Genomic DNA, 20,589 nt, shown 5'->3' with positions numbered 1-20,589 from the left:
TGGATGGTGAACGCATATGAAATTTAAAATGATTGCAACGGCAGTTTTCGGTATGGAAGCGATTGTTAAAAACGAACTCGAACAATTAGGTTTTGAAAATATAACGGTAGAAAATGGTCGTGTGTTGTTTGAAGCAGACGAACGCGGAATAGCAAGAGCAAATCTATGGGTCAGAACGGCTGAAAGAATTTTTATCAAAGTAGGTGAGTTTAAAGCCATAACCTTTGAATCTCTTTTTGATCAAGTGCATAAAATTTCTTGGGAAAATTACATCCCTAAGAATGCAAAATTTCCTGTAAATGCAAAATCGGTCAAATCAAAGCTATACAGTCTATCTGATATTCAGAGTATTTGTAAGAAGTCCATTGTAAATCGCCTCAGTAAGGTTTATCAAACACAGTGGTTTGAAGAAACGGATGAAACCTATAGCGTTTTAGTAGGGATTCTAAATGATGTGGTAACGGTGAGTATTGATACTTCTGGACCTGGTCTTCATAGACGTGGCTATCGAGAAAAGGGCAATGAGGCGCCGATGAAAGAAACCCTTGCCGCAGGTCTTTTAAGCATCAGCAAGTGGCAAAATAAAATTCCGCTTATAGATCCTTTTTGTGGTTCTGGCACTATTATCATAGAAGCTGCTATGATGGCGAAAAATATTGCACCTGGATTAAATCGGAAATTTGATTCAGAACTATGGCGATTGATTCCAGATACAATTTGGAAAGAAGAACGCAAAGCTTGTTATGAAGCGATCCGGCATGATGTGGATGTTGTCCTTCAAGGTTATGATTTAGATCCAAGATCGATTAGAACAGCCCTAGGCAATGCAGAGCTTGCAGGGGTAGAGGATATTGTGCATTTTCAAGTGAGAGATATAAAGGATTTTAGCACAAGTTATCAATATGGCTACATTATCAGCAATCCGCCATATGGCGAGCGACTAAATGAACAAGAAGAAGTCAAAAGGCTTTATCAGCTCATGGGAAAGGTGTTTGAACCCTATAAAACTTGGTCAAAATACGTCATTACATCGTATGAGAATTTTGAGAGAGAATTTGGAACTCAAGCGACAAAAAACAGAAAACTTTATAATGGTCGAATCAAAACCTATTTTTATCAATATTTTGGCGAGAAGCCGCCTAGACCTAAAAAAACAATTGAACAATCTGAAAATAAACAGTAAGGAATTTAATGGATTATGAATAAATCAAGGTTGAATTCACTCATTATTTTTGTCATTTGTCTGATCATTGTTTTAAAGTTTGATTTTGTAGTCGCACAATTTTCGAAGTGGGTAAAAGAAGATTTTAAAGTGATTAACCGAGTGATCTATAATCAAAATGTGGATTTTGAAAACCGTGCAGAGATTTTAAAGGTGGCATCTCGCTATGTCATATTGGATCAATCCAAATTGAAGGTGTATGATGATGAAGGCATTCCAATATGGGAGAAAGAAGTCGCGACTCAAAATGTATTGATGGCGAGTGGTAAATCCAGTATTGCGCTTGTGGAAAAAAAATCAGGAGATGTCTTTATAGTGGACATGAAAGGCAATATCAAGGCCTCACATTTTGGTTTTGGCAGTGTCAAAGGCTTAAAATATTTTGATGAGCAATATGTGGGATTGCTGAAAACGGATGGCACATTGACGATATTAGATGAAAAGCTTGAAGTTTTAAGCAATACGGTCTTACCTAAAGGAGAGATCATTGATTTTTCTATCAACATCAAGCGGCAGGATATTGTTGCGGTGGTACTCGATCTCAGTCGGAAAGACTTTAACACAAAACTGGTCATTGCAACTTTTAACGGAGAGATTATCAGCGGGAGCAATCTGTTTTCGGAAATAGCCTATCAGTTGTGGCTTTCTGATGATCAGATCAATGTGATTACAGATTCTCAAATGATGGCATATGATTATGAGTGTAATCTACGCTTCAGTGTGCCGTTTGATAGAACTGTCCGGAAGGTTCTTTATGAACCCGAAAAGGGTCAATTTTATTTTAATGTGGTCAATGAAAACGGTCAAATAGAGAACCCGAAAGCTCAGAATGCCATAATGGTAATCAATAATGTTGGAGAAACACACATTGAATTCGATGCAGGTATGGATAATATAGAAGGTCTTAAAATTATGGATAAGCGATTAATGGCCTTTAATCATGAAAAAATTATTTTCTTTAACGAGGAAGGTAAAATGGTCGATACGTATATTGGAAAAGATGAGATTTTAGATGTGATTATCTTAGACGATACACATTTTGGAATTGCTTATATCAACCATATGGATTTATATATCTTGAAGTAATGATTTTAACGAAATTCTAATGCAGTTGTGCTATTGTTAGAAAAACAACGCATTTAGGAGGCTGATATGAACTGGACAGATTACTTGATGTTTATAATCATTGGGGGCAACATGCTCTATGGCTTCAATAAAGGCTTTATTACGACTTTTATTGGCTTAATCAAATGGTTTGCAAGTATTATTTTGGCAAAGATATTCTACGTTGAGTTCACACAATATGTGACAAAGAATTGGTACGACCCAACACCTGTGGTTGGAGAACATGTTAAGCAATTTGTGACCAATATGCTTAATATGAATACGCCATCAGATGTAAACATGACGGCAGAACAAGTTAAGCAAGGCGTTGAGAGTCTCAAACTGCCTGAATTTTATAGTAAAGGTCTCACGGAATTTCAAGGCAATATTACTTTTACAAGTTTTATAAATGATATTTCAGGTCAAATCACACAGATGATTGTCTATGTAATGGGATTTCTGTTATTGCTTTTGATCATAATGTCTTTACTGGGCATTATAGAAAGTCTGGCCAACCATTTGGCACGATTACCTGTTCTAAAGGCATTTAATAAAAGTGGAGGCCTTATTCTAGGCGCTATCTTGGGCCTTATAAGCGTTTATTTTGCGATGATCGTTTTAAATGTATTTGTAACATTTGAATGGAGCCAAAATGTTGTTTTAGCAATTGAAAATTCTAGATTTGCCGTATACTTTTACAAATACAACATATTGCAATATTTTTTCGTGAGTTTCTTAAGCAGTTTATATAAGAGTTTCTTGATGACGTAGGAGGAGAACAATGGAAGTGAAAATTGATGCAAGAGGATTAGCATGTCCTAAACCTGTTATTGAAACCAAAAAAGCACTTGAAGGTCTTAAGGAAGGTAATATTATAACTGTGGTTGATAATACCATCGCCAGAGATAATGTCTCCAAGCTCGCAAAGAGTATGAGACTCCATTATACGGTAACCGAAGATGGGGGCGAATATCAAATTAGTATTTTTAAAGGCGAATATTCAACTCAAGCAGAGGATATGGTACAGAAGAGACCTGATCTTGCCAACACCGTGATCTTTGTAGGTAGCGATGTCATGGGGACTGGCGATGATGTTCTAGGGGCCATTTTAATGAAGGGTTACTTCTATACCTTAACAGAGTATGAGCCCTTTCCTAAAGCCATTCTATTTGTCAATTCAGGCGTGAAATTAACCATTGAGGGATCGCCAATACTGGAGTATCTTACTAAACTCATGGAAATGGGAACAGAGGTCTTGAGCTGTGGGACTTGTCTTGATTATTATCATTTAAAGGATCAACTTGCAGTGGGTGGCATTACCAATATGTACACCATTGTTGAGACCATGCAAGAAACCAATAATACAATAAGGATATAGAAATGACGAATGCATATATGTTAATTGCTTTTGAATCCACACACAAAGCCATTCGAACGGAGAGACTTTTGTTAGATCAAATGGATATAGATATGATCCCAACGCCAAGAGAGATTGGTGCAAGCTGTGGCCTCTCCATCACTTTTCAGATCGCAGATCTTGAAATTGTAAAAAGATGCCTTTTAGAGGAAGATAAAACGGGAATCTCTTTATATCAATACAACAAAGAGGATGAAGTAAAAGCAATTCAAAAATCATGGGAGGACTAAGATGCCTTTAAAATTGGAATCAGGCGATGAAATTGTAACTAAAAAAACGCACCCATGTGGCAGTAACCGCTTTATCATAACAAGGGTGGGCATGGATTTTAGAATTAAATGTTCGAAGTGCGAAAAAGAAATTTGGATACCGAGAATAAAACTCGAAAAACGCGTTAAAGAGATTTATCGAAACGGTGTTAAGGTGGATAAAGAAAAGTAATCTAAATAGGTGTGTGAAAAAAAGTTGACAGAGGCTACTATAAGTGATAAAATACCTCTGTTGTAGTTCCGACCAAACGGTCGTTACTTCTCTGCTCTGTTAGAAGAGCCATTTTTGTCCATAGGGAGGTGTAAAGAAAGATGAGAAAATACGAAACGCTGTTTATTTTTAAACCATCAATTGAAGAAGAGAAAAAAGTTGAGCTTTTAGAAAAATTCAAAGGCATTATCAATGCTGATGGTGAAGTTGAAAAAGTGGAAGAGTGGGGTAACAGAAAGTTAGCTTACGAAATCGAAAAGGTAAAAGAAGGTTATTATGTACTTGTGAACTTCAAGGCAAATCCTGAACTTCCAAAAGAACTTGAGAGAAACTTCAAAATTGCTGACGAAGTCATCAGATATATCATCATTAATTTAGAAGATAAATAATCAATCAAGAAAGATGGGGGCTCATTAATGAATAGTGTAGTGTTAATTGGACGTTTGGCGAGAGACCCGGAACTCAGATTTGTACCTGGAAGTGGCATGGCAGTTGCTAATTTTACAATGGCAGTTGATAAAGGTCTTACCAGAGAAAAAAAGCAGGAATTTGAAAGCCAAGGTAAACCTACAGCTGATTTTATAAGAATCGTTGTGTGGGGTAAACAAGCTGAAAACTGCTCTCAATATTTAGCAAAAGGCAAACTCGTTGCGATACAAGGCTCAATTCAAACAGGTTCATATAAAACACCTGCTGGAGAGACAAGGTACACGACAGAGGTGTTGGCAAATAGAGTTGAATTCCTCGAATGGGGAGAAAAAACTCAGTCATCTGGAAAAACGGACGATTTTAGCTTCGGTAATACAAATTTTGACGATTACCAAGCGATCGAAGACGACGATGACGTTCCATTCTAATTAGAAGGAGGGAAAATACGATGATCAAAAGACGTAGAAAAAGAAAAGGTTGTTCTTTTTGTCAAGATAAAATCGAATCAATCGATTACAAAGATACAAAAAAATTACAAAAGTACTTAACTGAAAGAGGCAAAATCTTACCTAGAAGAGTTTCTGGTAACTGTGCTAAACATCAAAGAATGGTTACTAGTGCTGTAAAAAGATCTAGAATTATTGCTTTGTTACCTTTCGTAAGTGAATAAAAACAATTGACACCGCTTATGCGGTGTTTTTTTATGATCATGAATTAGTTTTTACAACAATTATGCACGAGCCACCAGAAATGTAGTATAATCATATAAGAGAAACTAGAATTGGAGGACGTCATAGTTGAAAAATACACGTCAAATTACAGAAGCAGGCCTATTCGCGGCTATTTTAGTTATTTTTATTGTAGGCTCTTTTTATATACCTGTTGTTGGAACAGCACTTTTTTTCTTAGCACCCTTACCGATTATTATTTTAAGCATTAGAAATACAGTTGTAAATGTAATTGTATCGGCCGTAGTGGGTGCGATACTTTCAAGTTTGCTCGTTTCTTTTACAGTAGGCCTTAGTTTGGGCACGTTGGCGCTTTGTATAGGCCTTCCCATGGGACTTGCAATAAAACGATTTGAATCTCCCTTAAAAGCGATGGCAATTGGGACATTAGGTGCATTTATAGCATTGATTTTAACCCTTGGCCTCATGAATTTTATCATGGGCATTTCAGTGGATCAAACAATAGAAGAAATGTTTTCTATGTCAAAAGACATTCAGACAGAGATTGATAAAACCATCGAGACCTATTCCGCTTCTTTATCTCCAGAACAGCAGACACAAATCAAATCTGCACTGGGGGGTTCAACGAAGACGATGGATGATTTGATGGAGATGGTAAAACTTTTGATGCCCGCGAGTTTGTTATTAATGTCAGCATCCTTTGCGGCAATTAATTACTGGGTTTCTATACCTTTCTTAAAACGGTTGAAGATCGCCCATAGGCCTTTAGGCGCGTTTACGACTTTCAGTTATCCAAAGCATATGGCTTATGGGAGTGCAGGGATGTTAATGGGGGCTTATATTCTTGGCGCAATGGGCGTTGTGGATATGACTACAGCCATGTTGAATTTTATTTATCTGTTTATTATGATATTCTATATACAAGGACTAGCAGTAGGCTATTTCTTCCTTAGGAGGTCTATTTCTAAAGGGGTATCTGTTACTATTTTAGTAGCGATATCATTACTGGGGCTTATTAACTATATTGCGTTAATTGGCTTCATGGATGTTATGTTAGATGTGAGAAGATTACAACCTAAGAAGAGGTGAAAACCATGGGCAATTCAAAACTCGGCAATCCATTCAAGGAACCCCTTAATTTGTATTTAATTGTGATTGGTTTTTTGGTAGCGATTATAGCTTATTACGATAAAATTCTAGGCGTACTTGGAATCGTTGTGCTGCTTGGACTTTTATTTTACAATTGGTTTTCTGATCGAGCAAAGAGCAGAAAGTGGCGTAAATACATTGAGAATTTATCCACCAATATAGACAGTGCGGCGCGGTATGCTGTTTTCAATCTCCCTGTGCCATTAGTGGTTACAGATCTTGATGGTAAAGTGAATTGGTACAATTCCAAATTTACAGATATGGTGTCAGAGAAAAGTGTTATTGGCAAGGGTATTGATAAGCTCGTGAGCACATTACAGTTCGATCAAATTAAAAACGGTGAGTTGCTTGAAGCTGTAAAAGTGGGCGATCGATTTTACAATGTCTTTGCGAACATGGTGTCATTAGATGATGAAAATCCTCAAGAGATGATTTTTATGCTCTACTGGTTTGACACAACGGATCTGACCAGTCTTACCAGCAAATATGAAGACGAAAGACCCGTCTTTGCATTGATTTATGTGGATAATTACGAAGATGTTATGAATGAGACCAAAGAAGAAAAAATACCGTTCGTAACCTCCGAAATTGAAAAGAAAATCAATCTTTGGGCAACGCGAATGAATGGCATGATCAAGCGCTATCAAAAAGATAAATACATCGTTATATTTGAAGCAAAATACCTTGAAAATATTGAGGCAAAGCGTTTTACAATATTAGATGATATTCGTGAAATTGATGCGGGGAATAAGATCCCAGTAACGCTCAGTATTGGAATCGGTATTAATGGTAAAAATCCAAGCGGACTTGAAGAGGATGCTTATGCTTGCTTAGAGTTGGCTCTCGGGCGCGGTGGCGATCAGGCCGTTGTTCGTAAAAAAAATGCTTTTGAATTTTACGGTGGTAAAACAAAAGCCGTTGAAAAGCGCAATAGAGTAAAAGCTAGAGTTGTTGCTCATGGCTTTAAAGCAATTATTGAAGAGAGTTCAAAAGTGATTATCATGGGACATAAATCGCCAGATATGGATTCTTTTGGCGCGGCTGTTGGTGTTTATAGAGCGGTCCTCAATATGGGCAAGAAAGCTTACATCGTCTTAAATGAAGTAACGGATGCCATTGTCAATGTATATGCGACTTTTAAAGACCACGACATATACCACTTTATAAGCTCTGAAGCGGCGTTAGAGCTTGTGGATGAAGATACAGTACTTGTCGTCGTGGATACACATAAACCGAGTCTAACAGAATGTTCAGAGCTTATAGAGGTGTGCGATCGCGTGGTACTGATTGATCACCACAGGAGAAGCACAGAATTTATTGAAAAGGCGATTTTAAAATACCTTGAGCCGTATGCATCTAGTACGGCAGAACTGATAACTGAAATACTTCAATATATGGAAAATAAACCTAAAATAGAAAAAGAAGAAGCGGATGCTTTACTCGCGGGCATTACAGTGGATACAAAAAACTTTTCCCTTAAGACGGGCGTTAGAACTTTTGATGCAGCGGCATATTTGAGAAGACAAGGCGCTGATACGATTAGAGTGAGACAATTGTTTCAAGATGATCTTGAAACTTTTACAGAGAAAGCCAACATCGTTGGAAATGCAATGCGATATAAAGAGACGATCGCCATATCCACGACGAATAAAGCTGCAAAGAGTATTCAATTGATTGCAGCACAAGCAGCCGATGATTTGCTCAACATAAGAGGCATTACAGCTTCCTTTGTCATAGCAAAAAAGGATGATGGCACAGTTTTTATATCGGGGCGTTCGTTAGGGGATGTCAATGTACAAATTATTTTAGAAACGCTCGGTGGTGGGGGTCATCTTGAAGTAGCTGGGGCACAGTTCAAAGATGGTGACATAGAAGTCATCAAACAAAGATTGATTCAATCCATTGATCAATACTATAGGGAAGGAGTAGAAAAATAATGAAAGTTATATTACTAAAAGATATTAAAGGCACTGGTAAAAAAGGAGATATTATTAATGCAAGCGATGGTCATGCAAGAAACTATCTCATCCCAAGAGGTCTAGGCAAAGAAGCGACAGATGGAAGCGTTAAACAGCTTGAACATCAAAATGCCGCTAAAGCTAAACGCGCGGCGGAAGAACTTGCTGAAGCTCAGGCACTGGCAGCTGATATTGAAAAAATTATCATTACATTTAAGACGAAAGCGGGTGAAGGGGGTCGCCTTTTTGGTTCAATCACCAACAAAGACATCGCCGAAGAGCTTAAAACGAAGCATGATCTGGATATAGACAAGAAAAAAATAGCGCTAGATCAGCCCATTAGAACATTGGGGACTACAGTGGTCACGATTAAGGTATACCCTAAAGTTTCTGCACAGATGAAAGTTCAAGTCATCGAAGACTAATGATTTATAAAATAACATGAGGAGCCCATTGGACTCCTTCTTTTATCAAAAAAATTATCTGAATTATCAGACATTAGAGGGGTGTAACATGCTAAGAGCCATAAAAAAAGAGATGAGAAAAACACTTGTAGGCAAAGAATCTGCGATTGAAAATGTGATGATCGCATTACTTTCTGGAGGACATGTGCTCATAGAAGATCTTCCAGGTCTTGGAAAGACGACGCTGGCAAAATCTTTTGCTAAAGTAAACGATTGTACATTCAATAGAGTACAGTTTACACCAGATCTAATGCCATCTGATTTGATTGGGATCTCTATATTGGATAAGCAACTTCAAAAATTTGAATTTCAAAAAGGCCCTATTTTTACCAATATTCTGTTGGCCGATGAGATTAACAGAACTTCACCTAAAACGCAGTCAAGTTTGCTGGAGGCTATGGAAGAATCACAAGTGACCATCGATGGGCATACATACCACCTTGAACAGCCCTTCATGGTCATTGCCACTGAAAATCCAATCGAGCAGCAAGGCACGTTCCCCTTGCCAGAGGCGCAATTGGATCGATTTATGATGAGAATATCCCTTGGATATCCAAGCATTGATGAAGAGATGGACATTCTTACATTAAAACAATCTTCAGAAGTGATTCATCCCATAGTTTCAAAGCAAAAAATTGCAGAAATGTTTGAAGCAGTGGAACAAGTTTATGTTGATCCTTCAGTCAAAGCCTATATCGTAAAGCTTTGTAAAGCCACAAGAGATAACGCATCCGTTAGACTTGGAGCGAGTCCAAGAACCTCTGTACATCTATTTAAAGCCTCTAGGGCTAAAGCATATCTTGAAGGCAGGAATTTTGTTATGGGTAGAGATGTATACGATTTGTTTGAAAGTATCGTTTCTCATAGAATTTTACTTAAAGGTGAAGCCGTGTATAGAGGCGTTAATGTAAAAACAGTAGTTGAAGCCATTTTAAAATCCGTTGAAATACCAAGGTTGGATCAATAATTGACGCATAAGCAGGTGAGCTGATGAAAAGAGCATCAAATGTGCTTATTATGGTCATTATGGGGTTTTTGTTGATATTTGCGCTGATGTCTGGGAGCAGAGAACTTTACTATTTGTTTTTCTTATCCTTGATTTTCAGAATAGCCATGAGCATGATATTGGAGCACAACTTTAAAAATATATTTATTATTTATTATACAAGTGCAAATGTGATTGAAGCTGGGGATAACATAAACATGGAGTACAAGGTCTCAAACACAAGTTACTTGCCAATTGCGCACGCTAAAATAGAATTTTTTTTGAGTGAAAAGCTCAACACAGAATCTTCTTTAAAGGAAGTGGCGTACTTTAAAAATTATCAAATGATCAATTTTTCGAAGGCGATTAAATGTCCGTATCGAGGCTACTATAAGATCGGGAAGGTACGTGTGACTCTATTTGATCCCATGATGCTTTCCACTAAGATAATGGCCTTTGATAAGGAAATTGACTTAACGGTGCATCCAAAGATTTGGCACATGTCTGAAATGCCCATGGATACTCGAGATTTACATGGGACCTTAAAATCTCATGAGAAGACCGTGGAAGACCGCACCAATATTATCAACATCAGACCTTTTGAACGAGGAGATCAGCTTAAAAACATTCATTGGAAGCTCAGTGCAAAACTTGAATCCTTTCAAACCAAAGAATTTGAACAAACATTAAGTGCAAGATTTTTTATCATATTAAACGGCAGTATAAGTCAATTTAAAGAGGGCATGAGTTATCAAGATGAAGAAAATATGGTCTCTTACTGCGCCACTTATATAAAATATGCACTTGAAAATAATATACAAACCAAATTGATGCTTACAGATAAAAGCGATGCATTGATAGAAGGCAAGGACAGCAATGATTTTGAAAAGGTAATAGAAGCATTAACCGGTTTTGAATCTAATGGGGAGAATGATTTTGTAAACCGTTTACAGTATCTTTTAAACCGTAATGGACATTACAACACTTACTATCTGATCACTTACAAAGCATCCGCAGATCTAATGGACTTTTTACAGCACTCGCAAAGGCAGGGCTTTAATTTTAAGGTCGCTGTGTTTAAAGCGAAGGCATCTACAAGTCCGGAGATTTTAGCTTTAATAGAAAAAGAACACCTTGATGTCACTTTTGTGAACAGGGAGGTGATTACAAGTGCATAGAAAATATCAGTGGATGACAGGTTTTATCATTTACAGTGCGCTTTTAATGCTGGTTAATTATTTTATGAATTATGCACTCAACTCAACTCAATTTATGATTTTTTCAATTATAAGCTATGCGATGTGCATCATTGCGATCGTTCAAAGAAAGTGGCTTGTACGCTTATTAATCCTATCACTCTTGCTTACAATTGGGTTATATGTGCTAGATGCATCCTTAGAGCATTTGTTTATGGATGAGATCACACTCAGTAATGATTGGATTACGTCTGCCACTCAAGAAAATGTGCATATGCTGAGGCAGAAATTAGACTATCAGAGGCTTATCGAATTTGTAAAGTGGTTAACAGAGATGCGTGGAACTGAAAGTATAGGGCACAATGAATCGTATGAACGCATACTGTTTTTGAGCATGTCATTTGCGCTTGCTTTAGTCCTACAATTGATTATGCGGTATCGTTATAGTAAAGTATTATTGCTGGTGCCTTTTTTCGCCTTTGTATGGATGTGGTATCAGTACATTGACATACCTCGTAAAATTTATGCTTACTATTTTATGGGCGTATTTATATTCTATGTACTGGATCGGCAAAATAACTTAAAAAAACAAGCGTTAAATTATGGGCAAAATCATTATTATACGAGTGGTTTATTTCTGTTCTCCGCTGTTATAAGCCTACTGATGGTCAGCGTGGCTATATTTGTAACTGCAGTGTTTCCACTGAATAAGTTTAATCGGTTAACAGATCCTTTTATCCCGAATCTTTGGGGCGGAAGAAGTGGTTACTCAAGTGAAAATATCAAAATGTATACGCTTAATGATACTCCTTATCAATCAAGTGATAATCAACTTGGCGGTCCTATTACGACCATAGATCGGGATACAGTACTTTTTTGGATTAAGACGGATCAAAATCAAACGGAATCGCTTTATTTAAAAGGCAATGTCAAAGACTACTATGACGGTTATCAGTGGTTGAGTCATGCCAATACGTATAAGAAAGCGCATGAATTTTATCTCAGCGAGCCAAGGAATGTGGCTTATCTTGAAAGTGAGGCCTTTAATAAAGTCAGTGGTACGATTAAATTTGAACATATGGATACCATTACACTTTTCACACCAATGGGATTTTATGATACAAATCTTGAAGATAAAGTGTTTGTCTCTATAGATAATGAAGCTTTCTATAAAGCGGGTGCTTTTGTAAAGTTTTTAGAGGCATACAAGTTTAGCGCAGCAAATAAAGATTTTTTACTTTCAAAAGACGTTGACTATCTGCAATTACCCAATAACATTGACAATGGCATCTATCAGTTGGCGCGAAATCTCGGTAATTACGGATTGACGCCATATGAAAAAATGGTCATTATGACGAAGTTTTTACTTCAAAATTATGAGTACACGCTTTACCCACCAGAATATAACAAAGATAGAGAATTTGTTTCGACGTTTATATTTGAGACCCGTGAAGGGTATTGCACTTATTTTGCAACAGCACTTGCGGTTATGGCTAGGATTAATGAGTTGCCAGCAAGATATGTGGAAGGTTTTAGAATTGATCCAAACGATGCACATGATGCAGATTTCACTGCAGTTACAGAAGGCGATGCACATGCTTGGTGTGAAGTTTATCTGGAGGATAGAGGATGGGTTATTTTCGAAAGCACACCGCCTTATGCAGATGTAGCGTTATCGCTTGAACGCCAAAGCAATAGTGCACTGGATCGTATCATCAGCAACACAGAGCATGCGATTTTATCCCCCATAAACCAAGATGTAAATGCCTTTAAAGAGGGCCAAATGGAAGCACAGATGATTTTAGGGGATGATGGTGGCGATAGTGGCGGCGTTAATCAAGTTTCGAATCCTGAACGCGGGTTCAATTTGAGGTTCCTTCTAGGAACGGCTTTAGTGAGCTTTTTAGGCATAATTCTAGTCGTGATTATGATTTCTTTTATGATCAATAGAAATAGTATTAGAGCAAATGGCACTCGGAGAAATGCACTTAGAATGATAGACTACTTGACTTATTTACTAAAAGCAATATATCCTGAAAAGGGCGTTCTAATAGATCGTCTTCTAGAGGAAACACACTTAAATGAGGATGAACAAATGAAAATATTAGAACTGGTTTATAATGGTCAACGTAACTTTGATGTGGCGTCTGTAAATGAGGTGACAGCACTATTGAGCAAAACCATTCAGGATCAGGAGCTACAATTTATATTAAAGTTTGGTAGACTTAAAATGGGACAAATCAAAATTTTCAGCTTGAGAAAAATCGTACTCTAGTGCCCAAAATTCGTGTTATAATATGAGTCAGCCGGAAAGAAGTGAGAGGATAAAATGAACGTAAATTTAAAGACAATGCCACATGATATCAATGCAGAGCAAAGTGTTATTGGCTCATTATTATTAGATAGTGATTTAATTGGAGATGTTTTAGAAATCATCTCCTTTGATGAGGAATTTTATAATGAAGCCCATCGCGAAATTTTTAGAACCGTAAAAGAGCTGTTCGCAGATGGAAAGACGGTTGACCTTATAACGATTTCTGATGAACTCATGAAAAATCAATTGCTCGAAACAGTCGGTGGATTTGAGTATTTAACAGAATTATCAGATGTGGGCACCTTGATCTCCAATGTGACAAATCATGCAAAGATTATCCACGAGAAATATATCCTTAGACGCTTGATTAAGTCCTCAACAGATATCATGGAAAAAGGATATAACAATCAAGATGTTGAGGGACTTATTGAAGAAGCAGAGTCCAATATTTTTGAGATTTCTCAAAATAAAAATAAAAAAGGATTTCAACCGATCGCTGAAGTTTTGCAGACCACTTATGATAGAATCGTCATGCTTCATGAAGATCCTAATGCGATGACTGGGGTTTCCACTGGATTCGAAGCGCTTGATGATATGACATCTGGGTTACAAAAATCAGATTTAATCCTTGTTGCAGCGAGACCTTCCATGGGAAAGACAGCATTTGCACTTAACCTGTGTCAAAATGCAGCGGTAAAAGAGAAGAAAAGCGTTGCAATTTTTAGCCTTGAAATGGCGGCAGATCAATTGGTACAGCGTCTGTTAAGTGCACAATCACTTGTATCGATCTCTGAGATCAGGTCAGGCAATATACAAGATGATGATTGGTACAAACTTGCCAGAAGTAGTGCACAGCTTGCAGAAGCCAAGATTTTTATTGATGATACCCCTGGGATCACAGTAGCTGAGATGAGAAGTAAATGCCGTAGACTCAAGATGAATCATGGCCTTGACATGATTATGATCGACTACATCCAGCTTATGTCAGGTGGCGGAAAACAAGAAAATAGACAACAGGAAATTTCAACGATTTCTAGATCATTAAAGCAAATTGGTCGGGAAATGCAGTGTCCCGTTATAGCATTATCTCAGTTATCACGGGCATCAGAGCTTCGTGCGGATCATAGACCTATTCTTTCAGACTTACGTGAATCGGGAGCGATAGAGCAGGATGCCGATTTAGTGATGTTTCTCTATCGGGATGAATATTACAACCCTGAAACAGTAGATGAGAAACTAAAAGGTATTGGTGAGATTATCATTGCAAAACAAAGAAACGGTGAAACGGGTAAAGTATACTTAGCATGGCTTGGACAGTATACCAAATTTGCTAATACGTCTCAAATGAGGTGATTTTGTGATTCTTGAATTTAGAAAACTGAGTAAAAAAGATGTCTATCAATTTTCAAAGTGGGGAAGACATGAAGATCCTCGGTTTTATCAGTATAATTTTCCCTTTGACACAAAATCGGAATTTGATGACTGGTATAGCATGAAACAGAAATGGGTCCTGAGAAAAGTTTATGGTTTGTTTTTAGAAAATTATCCCGTCGCATTCATCACTTTAAAAAATATAAACTGGTTTAAAAAAAGAGCAGAACTTGGGATAGGTGTCGATCCTAACCATCTTGGCAAGGGTTTAGGGACCACAGCATTAAATGAGTATCTAGAATATGTGTTCAATAAATTCCCCATAGAGACCATGTTCTTAAGAGTAGCTGTTTTCAACGAAAGAGCCAGAAGAAGTTATGAAAAAGTCGGTTTTAGAGAAGTGGAGAGACGTGTAGAAGTCTTTGAAGAACAGGGTTATAAGGATTTAATTCTTCAAGATTATCAAGATCAGTTTCAATTGATTCAAGGAGAACTGTGCACGATGTTTATCATTATGTCGATTCAAAAAAAAGATTTTTTAAAGGCCAATAAATAAAATTAGATTTTATATATCTCAAGGGGATAAGACCTTTGAGATTTTTTTGTGAATTACAAGCCAGAGTGTCAAAAATCGAAAGTTGAACAACGCTCTGTCATATGATGCGTTTACGAAAAGGATGCGTTCTAGCATAGTGTGGAGGGTTTCAAAATGAAATTATCAGAAAATTCACGATATTTATTGACAATAAAATAGGGATATGGTAATTAATATAGGAGTTCATAATAAGAACCAATGTTCATATTGTGAACTTTCAAATGAAGTTGGGGGTTAAAATGACTGAAAAAATGACGGCCATTGGTAAATCAATTGAAATTATGAAGCTTTTATCTGAACCACCGTATGCCTTTACAGTGCTTGATATAAGTCAGAAACTTAAAATCAATAGAACGACAGTGCATCGAATCTTAATAGAATTTCAAGCACATTATATCGTGGTTCAAAACGAAGATCGAAAGTATACCATAGGGCCAGAACTTTATCATATAGGGTCAAAATATTTATATAAGACGAAAGGCTTTAATGTCATCAAAGAAGTGGTTGAAAAAGTGGCAATACAGCTTAAGCAAAATATAGGTTACACGATCATTGAAAAAGGACGCATCATGAATTTATATGAATCTGAATTGACCATGCCTGTTAAAATAACTTACGAACATGGTTCATTTTTTCCAATTCATTGTGGGGCCTATGGAAAAACAATTATGGCTTATTATAAGCCCATTCTAGAGCTTGATAAAATTGTGAGAAATACCACTCTCGTTGCGAAAACAGAAAAGACGATTACAGACCCGGATCTTTTGCTCGCTGAGTATAAAAAGATCCGGATGCAGGGGTATGGTATCAGCGATGAAGAAAATATGAAGGGCGCATTTGGAATCGGCGTTCCTGTTTTTAAAGAAGAGGGGGATATTCATGGCTGTATAGGATTAGCAGCACTCAAAAGTGCCTTTGATGAACAAGAATTGGAGACTTATATTAAAGTTCTAAAAAGAGGTGCTAAGGAAATTTCAAAATATATTATTTGACATCATAGCACATGGCGGGGGCAACAAGAATAAACAATTTATTAGGAGGGGTATTATGAGTAAAGAATCTGTAAAACCAGCACGTGTCAAGATGAAAGTACCACACACTTACGTCATTTTATTTTCTGTTATTATTATCATGGCCTTATTCACCTACTTGATTCCAGCGGGTGAATTTGCAAGAATTGAAGATCCAAACACGGGAAAAATGGTAGTTGATCCAGCTTCCTTTCATATTGTGGATCAAAATCCAATTGGTTTTTTTGACCTATTTCAGTCTATTCCCAAAGGGATGAGTGCAGCTTCTAGCATTATCTTCTTCATCTTTATTGTTGGAGGATCGTTTCAAATCATCACGGGAACGGGTGCAATTGAAGCTGGAATTTCAAGAATAGCAGTAAAATTGCAGGGAAAAGATAAATTGATGATTCCAATCTTTCTCTTTATTTTTTCATTATTTGGTGCAACTATTGGTATGGCAGAAGAGGCCATTGTCTTTGTCCCTATAGGTATAGCACTTGCAAGAGCACTTGGTTATGATGCTATCGTGGGCACTGCAATGATCACCTTAGGCGCTGCATGTGGTTTCACCTCTGGTTTTATGAATCCTTTTACGGTGGGTGTCGCTCAAGGCATCGCAGAATTGCCATTATTTTCAGGGATTGTTTTTAGACTTGTAATTTTAGCAGTTATGTTAATCATCACAACCCTTTATTTATTGAGATATGGCAGTAAAGTCAAAGCAGATCCAAGCTATAGCATTGTTCATGAACTTGAAAAGGAAGAAAAGCATAAAGTGATTGATCTCTCTGATATTCCAGCATTTGAAAAGCAACATACCTTAGTGCTCCTCACTTTGTTAGTGGGATTCGGATTTATCATTTATGGTGTTTTTGAAAAAGATTGGTATATCACTGAAATAGCATCCGCATTTTTGGCAATGGGAATCATTGGTGGCTTGCTCGGCAAAATGGGACCAAGTGCTATTTCGAGAGAATTTGTTGAAGGGGCGAAAGGCATTGTTTTTGGCGCTTTAGTAGTGGGTATTGCAAGGGGCATACTCGTTGTGATGCAAGACGGCGCTATTATCGATTCCATAATCAATGGTCTTGCGGCAGGCATTCAAAGTTTACCGAAAGCAGTTGCTGTAATTGGCATGTATGTTGTGCAAGTCATTATCAATTTCTTTATTCCATCAGGGAGTGGTCAAGCGGCAGCAACGATGCCAATCATGGTACCGCTTTCAGATGTGTTAACCATTAACAGACAAGTGGCGGTCATGGCCTATCAATTTGGGGATGGTTTTACAAACTCCATTATCCCAACATCGGCTGCTTTAATGGGCGTATTATCCGTTGCTAAAATTTCTTATGAAAAATGGGTTAAGTTTTTATGGCCTCTTATGCTCATCTGGCTTGCAACTGGCGCCGTGTTCTTGCTTATTGCAAATATGATTAACTATGGTCCGTTTTAAAAAAAGCGATAGTGAAAAGAGTGAATAGATGAAAACTTTATTGAGTAAAATAGATTGGACAGTGTATTATAATCCAAATGAAGTTTATGAACTTGCTCAAAAACTCGTTCAAATTCCAAGTCATAAAGATGTCCCCACAAGAGAAAGGGACGTTGCTCTTTTTATCAAGACGTATTGTGAGCAAAATGGACTTCAAGCAAAATTAAGTGTGGTTGAAGGTGAACGGTACAATGTGTACATTACTTTGAAGGGCAACGATTCTGGAAAAACGCTTTTGTTTAATGGCCATACAGACACAGTACCCCCCTATGAGATGACAGTGCCCCCTTTCGAAGGCATGATTAAAGAGGGGTATCTATGGGGGCGTGGCTGCAATGATATGAAAGGTGCATTGGCAGCTATGATTACAGCAATGCTTGCGATTAAACGTTCTGATTACAAGCTAAAGGGCGATATTATACTTGCGGCAGTGGTGGGTGAAGAAGAGCAGAGTGATGGCACGGAACAACTTGTGCTAGAGGGCATAAAAGCGGATGGTGCAATCGTAGGAGAGCCTTCTAATTATGAGTATGCAATTGGACACAGAGGTTTAGAATGGCTGGAGTTTGAGTTTATAGGAAAAGCGGCTCATGGTGGTGTTCCCAAAGAAGGCATAAATGCGATTTCCATGGCATCAAAATTTATCGAAGCCGTTGAACGCGATTTAATGCCACAAATTGAATTGAGAACCAACGCCTATATGGGACCTTCAGTGATGAACTTTGGTAAAATAACAGGCGGTACTCAACCTTCAACAGTGGCGGATCAGTGCTTTTTACAAATAGACAGACGCTATGTCACAGGAGAAACCGTCATTTCAGTAATGAGAGAATATCAAGAAATCATAGATCAGCTTAAGGCAGAAATACCAGAGTTTCAATGCGAAATGAAGCGGATGCCTTCGAATATGATGAAGCAATTTGACCATATGTATCATTACACGTCTCCAGAAGAAGCAATCGTGAAATCGGTGGAAAAAGTGCTTGAAAGCCATCTGACTGAAAAAGCTATGATCACCCGAAAAAGAGGTTGGACTGATGCGGCAACACTTTCGTACTATGGCAAAATACCAACGGTTATAACAGGTCCTGGCGATATAAAAGATTCGCATACAAAAGCTGAAAAAATCAGCTTAAAATCATTAAACGACTATGTGGTTCTGTATGCAGAAATAGCACTTGATTTTTTAAAATAACAAAAGTATCTGTGGACGCATACAATGCTCTTGGCGTTCACAGATACTTCAACTTAGAGGTCATTTAGGAGGCATAAAATGACGCTTAAAATCATAAATGGCAGCATTCCAAATTTCAATACGATGGCACTTGAAAAAAAAGATATAATCATTCAGAATGGAAAAATTGTCTGGGTCGGAAGCGATGAGGTGCCCCCAGTGTTAAAGGACACCGTAGAAACAATTGATGCAAAAGGGAAGATCGTATCCCCTGGATTTATTGATATTCATATGCATGAAGAGACCTTTGATACTGAAAGTGTAAACCCATTAAATACTTTGAAAGCAGATGATTATTTTGCCTCATACTACGAACTTAAAATGGGGGTAACAACTTGTGTTGCAGGCAATTGCGGAAACAATAGACAATCAGTTTCCGAGTTTAAAGCGAAAATTGAACGTGAAGGTGCTCCTGTAAATTATATGACTTTTTTGGGACATAATTATTTAAGACAGGCCGTGGGCATTGAGGATCGGTATCGAGCAGCAAACTCACAGGAAATTGGGAAAATGCAAACGCTAATACAGGAGAACTTAAGGCATGGTATTGTGGGGCTCTCCTTTGGCATTGAATATTCACCGGGAATTGCCTTTGATGAGATGGTAGCACTTGCAAATACATTGCCTGATAAAGCTTATTTGTTATCTGCACATTTTCGTAAAGATGCAGATGGTGCGGTGGATTCCATAGAAGAATTAATAAAATTGTCAAGATTAACGGGTTACCCTATGCAAATATCACATATTGGAAGTTGCAGTGCCTATGGTTCCATGAAGGCTTCACTGGATTTAATTGAAAGGAATAGGCAGGACGGCGTTGATGTCATGGCAGATTGTTATCCTTATGATGCATTTGCGACTTACATTGGATCAGCAGTCTTTGATGAAGGTTGTTTTGAGAGATGGAATAGAGATCACACTGCAATTTTGTTGACGGAAGACCCTTACAAAAATATAAGATGTGATGAAGCCCTATTTAACCGTGTTAGAGCATCGCATCCCAACATGATTGTAGCGGCCTTTGTCATGAATGAAGCAGAAGTTATAGAAGCCATTAAAGCGCCATTTGTCTTTGTTGGAAGTGACTCTCTTTATAAAAGGGACCAAGGGCATCCTAGAGGTGCGGGTACATTTCCTAGAGTGTTATCCAAATATGTGAGAGCATCACATGCTCTCGATTTAGTGCCTGCACTTTGGAAGATGACTGCTGGTCCTGCTGAACGGTTAAAACTCAAAAATAAAGGTGTGATTGAAATCGGTAAAGATGCGGATTTAGTGATCTTTGATCTGGATCAAATGGATGATTTAGCAACTTTTTCAGAGCCTACATTAGCGCCGAAAGGGATAGAATATGTTATTATTAACGGTGAAATTGCCGTTAAAGCCAACACGGTTTTAAAAAATAGGCTTGGTCAATACGTGCCATACAATAAATAAGGGACTCATTCCAAACTGGCTTTCGACACTCTAACCCGTG

21 protein-coding genes are annotated in these 20,589 nt (G+C 37.7%); all 21 read left to right on the top strand.

What is annotated here, in order from left to right:
• Positions 1–16: 16 nt before the first annotated feature.
• The 21 genes from F3D3_RS12090 to F3D3_RS11990 all read left to right on the top strand — a co-directional run bounded on the left by F3D3_RS12090 (position 17) and on the right by F3D3_RS11990 (position 20,549).
• Positions 17–1,183: a class I SAM-dependent RNA methyltransferase gene (locus F3D3_RS12090; RefSeq protein WP_069874252.1), complete on the top strand. Its 1,167-nt coding sequence runs from the start codon at positions 17–19 to the stop codon at positions 1,181–1,183.
• Between the two features lie 15 nt (positions 1,184–1,198).
• Positions 1,199–2,308 (top strand): DUF5711 family protein, encoded by a 1,110-nt coding sequence (locus F3D3_RS12085; RefSeq protein ID WP_069874250.1) that lies wholly within the window; start codon positions 1,199–1,201, stop codon positions 2,306–2,308.
• Positions 2,309–2,374: 66 nt separating this feature from the next.
• Entirely contained in the window at positions 2,375–3,097 is a 723-nt protein-coding gene (locus tag F3D3_RS12080; protein ID WP_069874249.1) for a CvpA family protein, read from the top strand.
• Between the two features lie 10 nt (positions 3,098–3,107).
• Positions 3,108–3,704 carry a sulfurtransferase-like selenium metabolism protein YedF gene (yedF, locus tag F3D3_RS12075; protein ID WP_069874247.1) on the top strand — a complete coding sequence of 199 codons (597 nt, stop codon included), beginning with the start codon at positions 3,108–3,110 and terminating at the stop codon, positions 3,702–3,704.
• A gap of 2 nt (positions 3,705–3,706) precedes the next feature.
• Positions 3,707–3,973, top strand: a complete 267-nt coding sequence (locus F3D3_RS12070) for a DUF3343 domain-containing protein (RefSeq protein ID WP_069874245.1) — start codon at positions 3,707–3,709, stop codon at positions 3,971–3,973.
• Position 3,974: 1 nt separating this feature from the next.
• Positions 3,975–4,184 (top strand): DUF951 domain-containing protein, encoded by a 210-nt coding sequence (locus F3D3_RS12065; RefSeq protein WP_069874243.1) that lies wholly within the window; start codon positions 3,975–3,977, stop codon positions 4,182–4,184.
• Between the two features lie 140 nt (positions 4,185–4,324).
• Positions 4,325–4,612: a 30S ribosomal protein S6 gene (gene rpsF, locus F3D3_RS12060; RefSeq protein ID WP_069874241.1), complete on the top strand. Its 288-nt coding sequence runs from the start codon at positions 4,325–4,327 to the stop codon at positions 4,610–4,612.
• 27 nt (positions 4,613–4,639) lie between these two features.
• Positions 4,640–5,080 carry a single-stranded DNA-binding protein gene (locus tag F3D3_RS12055; RefSeq protein WP_069874240.1) on the top strand — a complete coding sequence of 147 codons (441 nt, stop codon included), beginning with the start codon at positions 4,640–4,642 and terminating at the stop codon, positions 5,078–5,080.
• Positions 5,081–5,100: 20 nt separating this feature from the next.
• A complete protein-coding gene (gene rpsR / locus F3D3_RS12050; protein ID WP_069874238.1) occupies positions 5,101–5,322 on the top strand; it encodes a 30S ribosomal protein S18 in 222 nt (73 codons plus the stop codon).
• 127 nt (positions 5,323–5,449) lie between these two features.
• Positions 5,450–6,430, top strand: a complete 981-nt coding sequence (locus tag F3D3_RS12045) for a DUF2232 domain-containing protein (protein WP_069874236.1) — start codon at positions 5,450–5,452, stop codon at positions 6,428–6,430.
• 5 nt (positions 6,431–6,435) lie between these two features.
• A complete protein-coding gene (locus F3D3_RS12040; RefSeq protein WP_069874235.1) occupies positions 6,436–8,427 on the top strand; it encodes a DHH family phosphoesterase in 1,992 nt (663 codons plus the stop codon).
• Positions 8,427–8,873 carry a 50S ribosomal protein L9 gene (rplI, locus tag F3D3_RS12035; RefSeq protein ID WP_069874233.1) on the top strand — a complete coding sequence of 149 codons (447 nt, stop codon included), beginning with the start codon at positions 8,427–8,429 and terminating at the stop codon, positions 8,871–8,873. Before F3D3_RS12040 ends, rplI begins: the two co-directional genes overlap by 1 nt.
• 88 nt (positions 8,874–8,961) lie before the next feature.
• A complete protein-coding gene (locus F3D3_RS12030; protein WP_069874231.1) occupies positions 8,962–9,879 on the top strand; it encodes a MoxR family ATPase in 918 nt (305 codons plus the stop codon).
• Positions 9,880–9,902: 23 nt separating this feature from the next.
• Positions 9,903–11,075 carry a DUF58 domain-containing protein gene (locus F3D3_RS12025; protein WP_069874230.1) on the top strand — a complete coding sequence of 391 codons (1,173 nt, stop codon included), beginning with the start codon at positions 9,903–9,905 and terminating at the stop codon, positions 11,073–11,075.
• Positions 11,068–13,368 (top strand): transglutaminase domain-containing protein, encoded by a 2,301-nt coding sequence (locus F3D3_RS12020; protein WP_069874229.1) that lies wholly within the window; start codon positions 11,068–11,070, stop codon positions 13,366–13,368. Before F3D3_RS12025 ends, F3D3_RS12020 begins: the two co-directional genes overlap by 8 nt.
• 54 nt (positions 13,369–13,422) lie before the next feature.
• Positions 13,423–14,760, top strand: a complete 1,338-nt coding sequence (dnaB, locus tag F3D3_RS12015; RefSeq protein ID WP_069874228.1) for a replicative DNA helicase — start codon at positions 13,423–13,425, stop codon at positions 14,758–14,760.
• A gap of 4 nt (positions 14,761–14,764) precedes the next feature.
• On the top strand, positions 14,765–15,334 hold the full coding sequence (locus F3D3_RS12010) for a GNAT family N-acetyltransferase (protein WP_069874227.1): 570 nt from the start codon (positions 14,765–14,767) through the stop codon (positions 15,332–15,334).
• Positions 15,335–15,612: 278 nt separating this feature from the next.
• Positions 15,613–16,365, top strand: coding sequence for an IclR family transcriptional regulator (locus F3D3_RS12005; protein WP_069874226.1), 753 nt, complete (start codon positions 15,613–15,615; stop codon positions 16,363–16,365).
• 55 nt (positions 16,366–16,420) lie between these two features.
• Positions 16,421–17,839, top strand: a complete 1,419-nt coding sequence (locus F3D3_RS12000) for a YfcC family protein (protein WP_069874225.1) — start codon at positions 16,421–16,423, stop codon at positions 17,837–17,839.
• Positions 17,840–17,867: 28 nt separating this feature from the next.
• Positions 17,868–19,073: a M20 family metallopeptidase gene (locus F3D3_RS11995; protein WP_069874224.1), complete on the top strand. Its 1,206-nt coding sequence runs from the start codon at positions 17,868–17,870 to the stop codon at positions 19,071–19,073.
• Between the two features lie 78 nt (positions 19,074–19,151).
• Complete coding sequence (locus F3D3_RS11990) at positions 19,152–20,549, top strand: amidohydrolase family protein (RefSeq protein ID WP_069874223.1); 1,398 nt, start codon at positions 19,152–19,154, stop codon at positions 20,547–20,549.
• Positions 20,550–20,589 lie beyond the last annotated feature (40 nt).

Origin of the sequence: Fusibacter sp. 3D3 (assembly GCF_001748365.1) — a bacterium.
In the GTDB taxonomy this organism is placed as follows: domain Bacteria; phylum Bacillota; class Clostridia; order Peptostreptococcales; family Acidaminobacteraceae; genus Fusibacter_A.
Note: the sequence above shows the minus strand (reverse complement) of the source record. Positions and strands in the feature narration are given on the sequence as shown.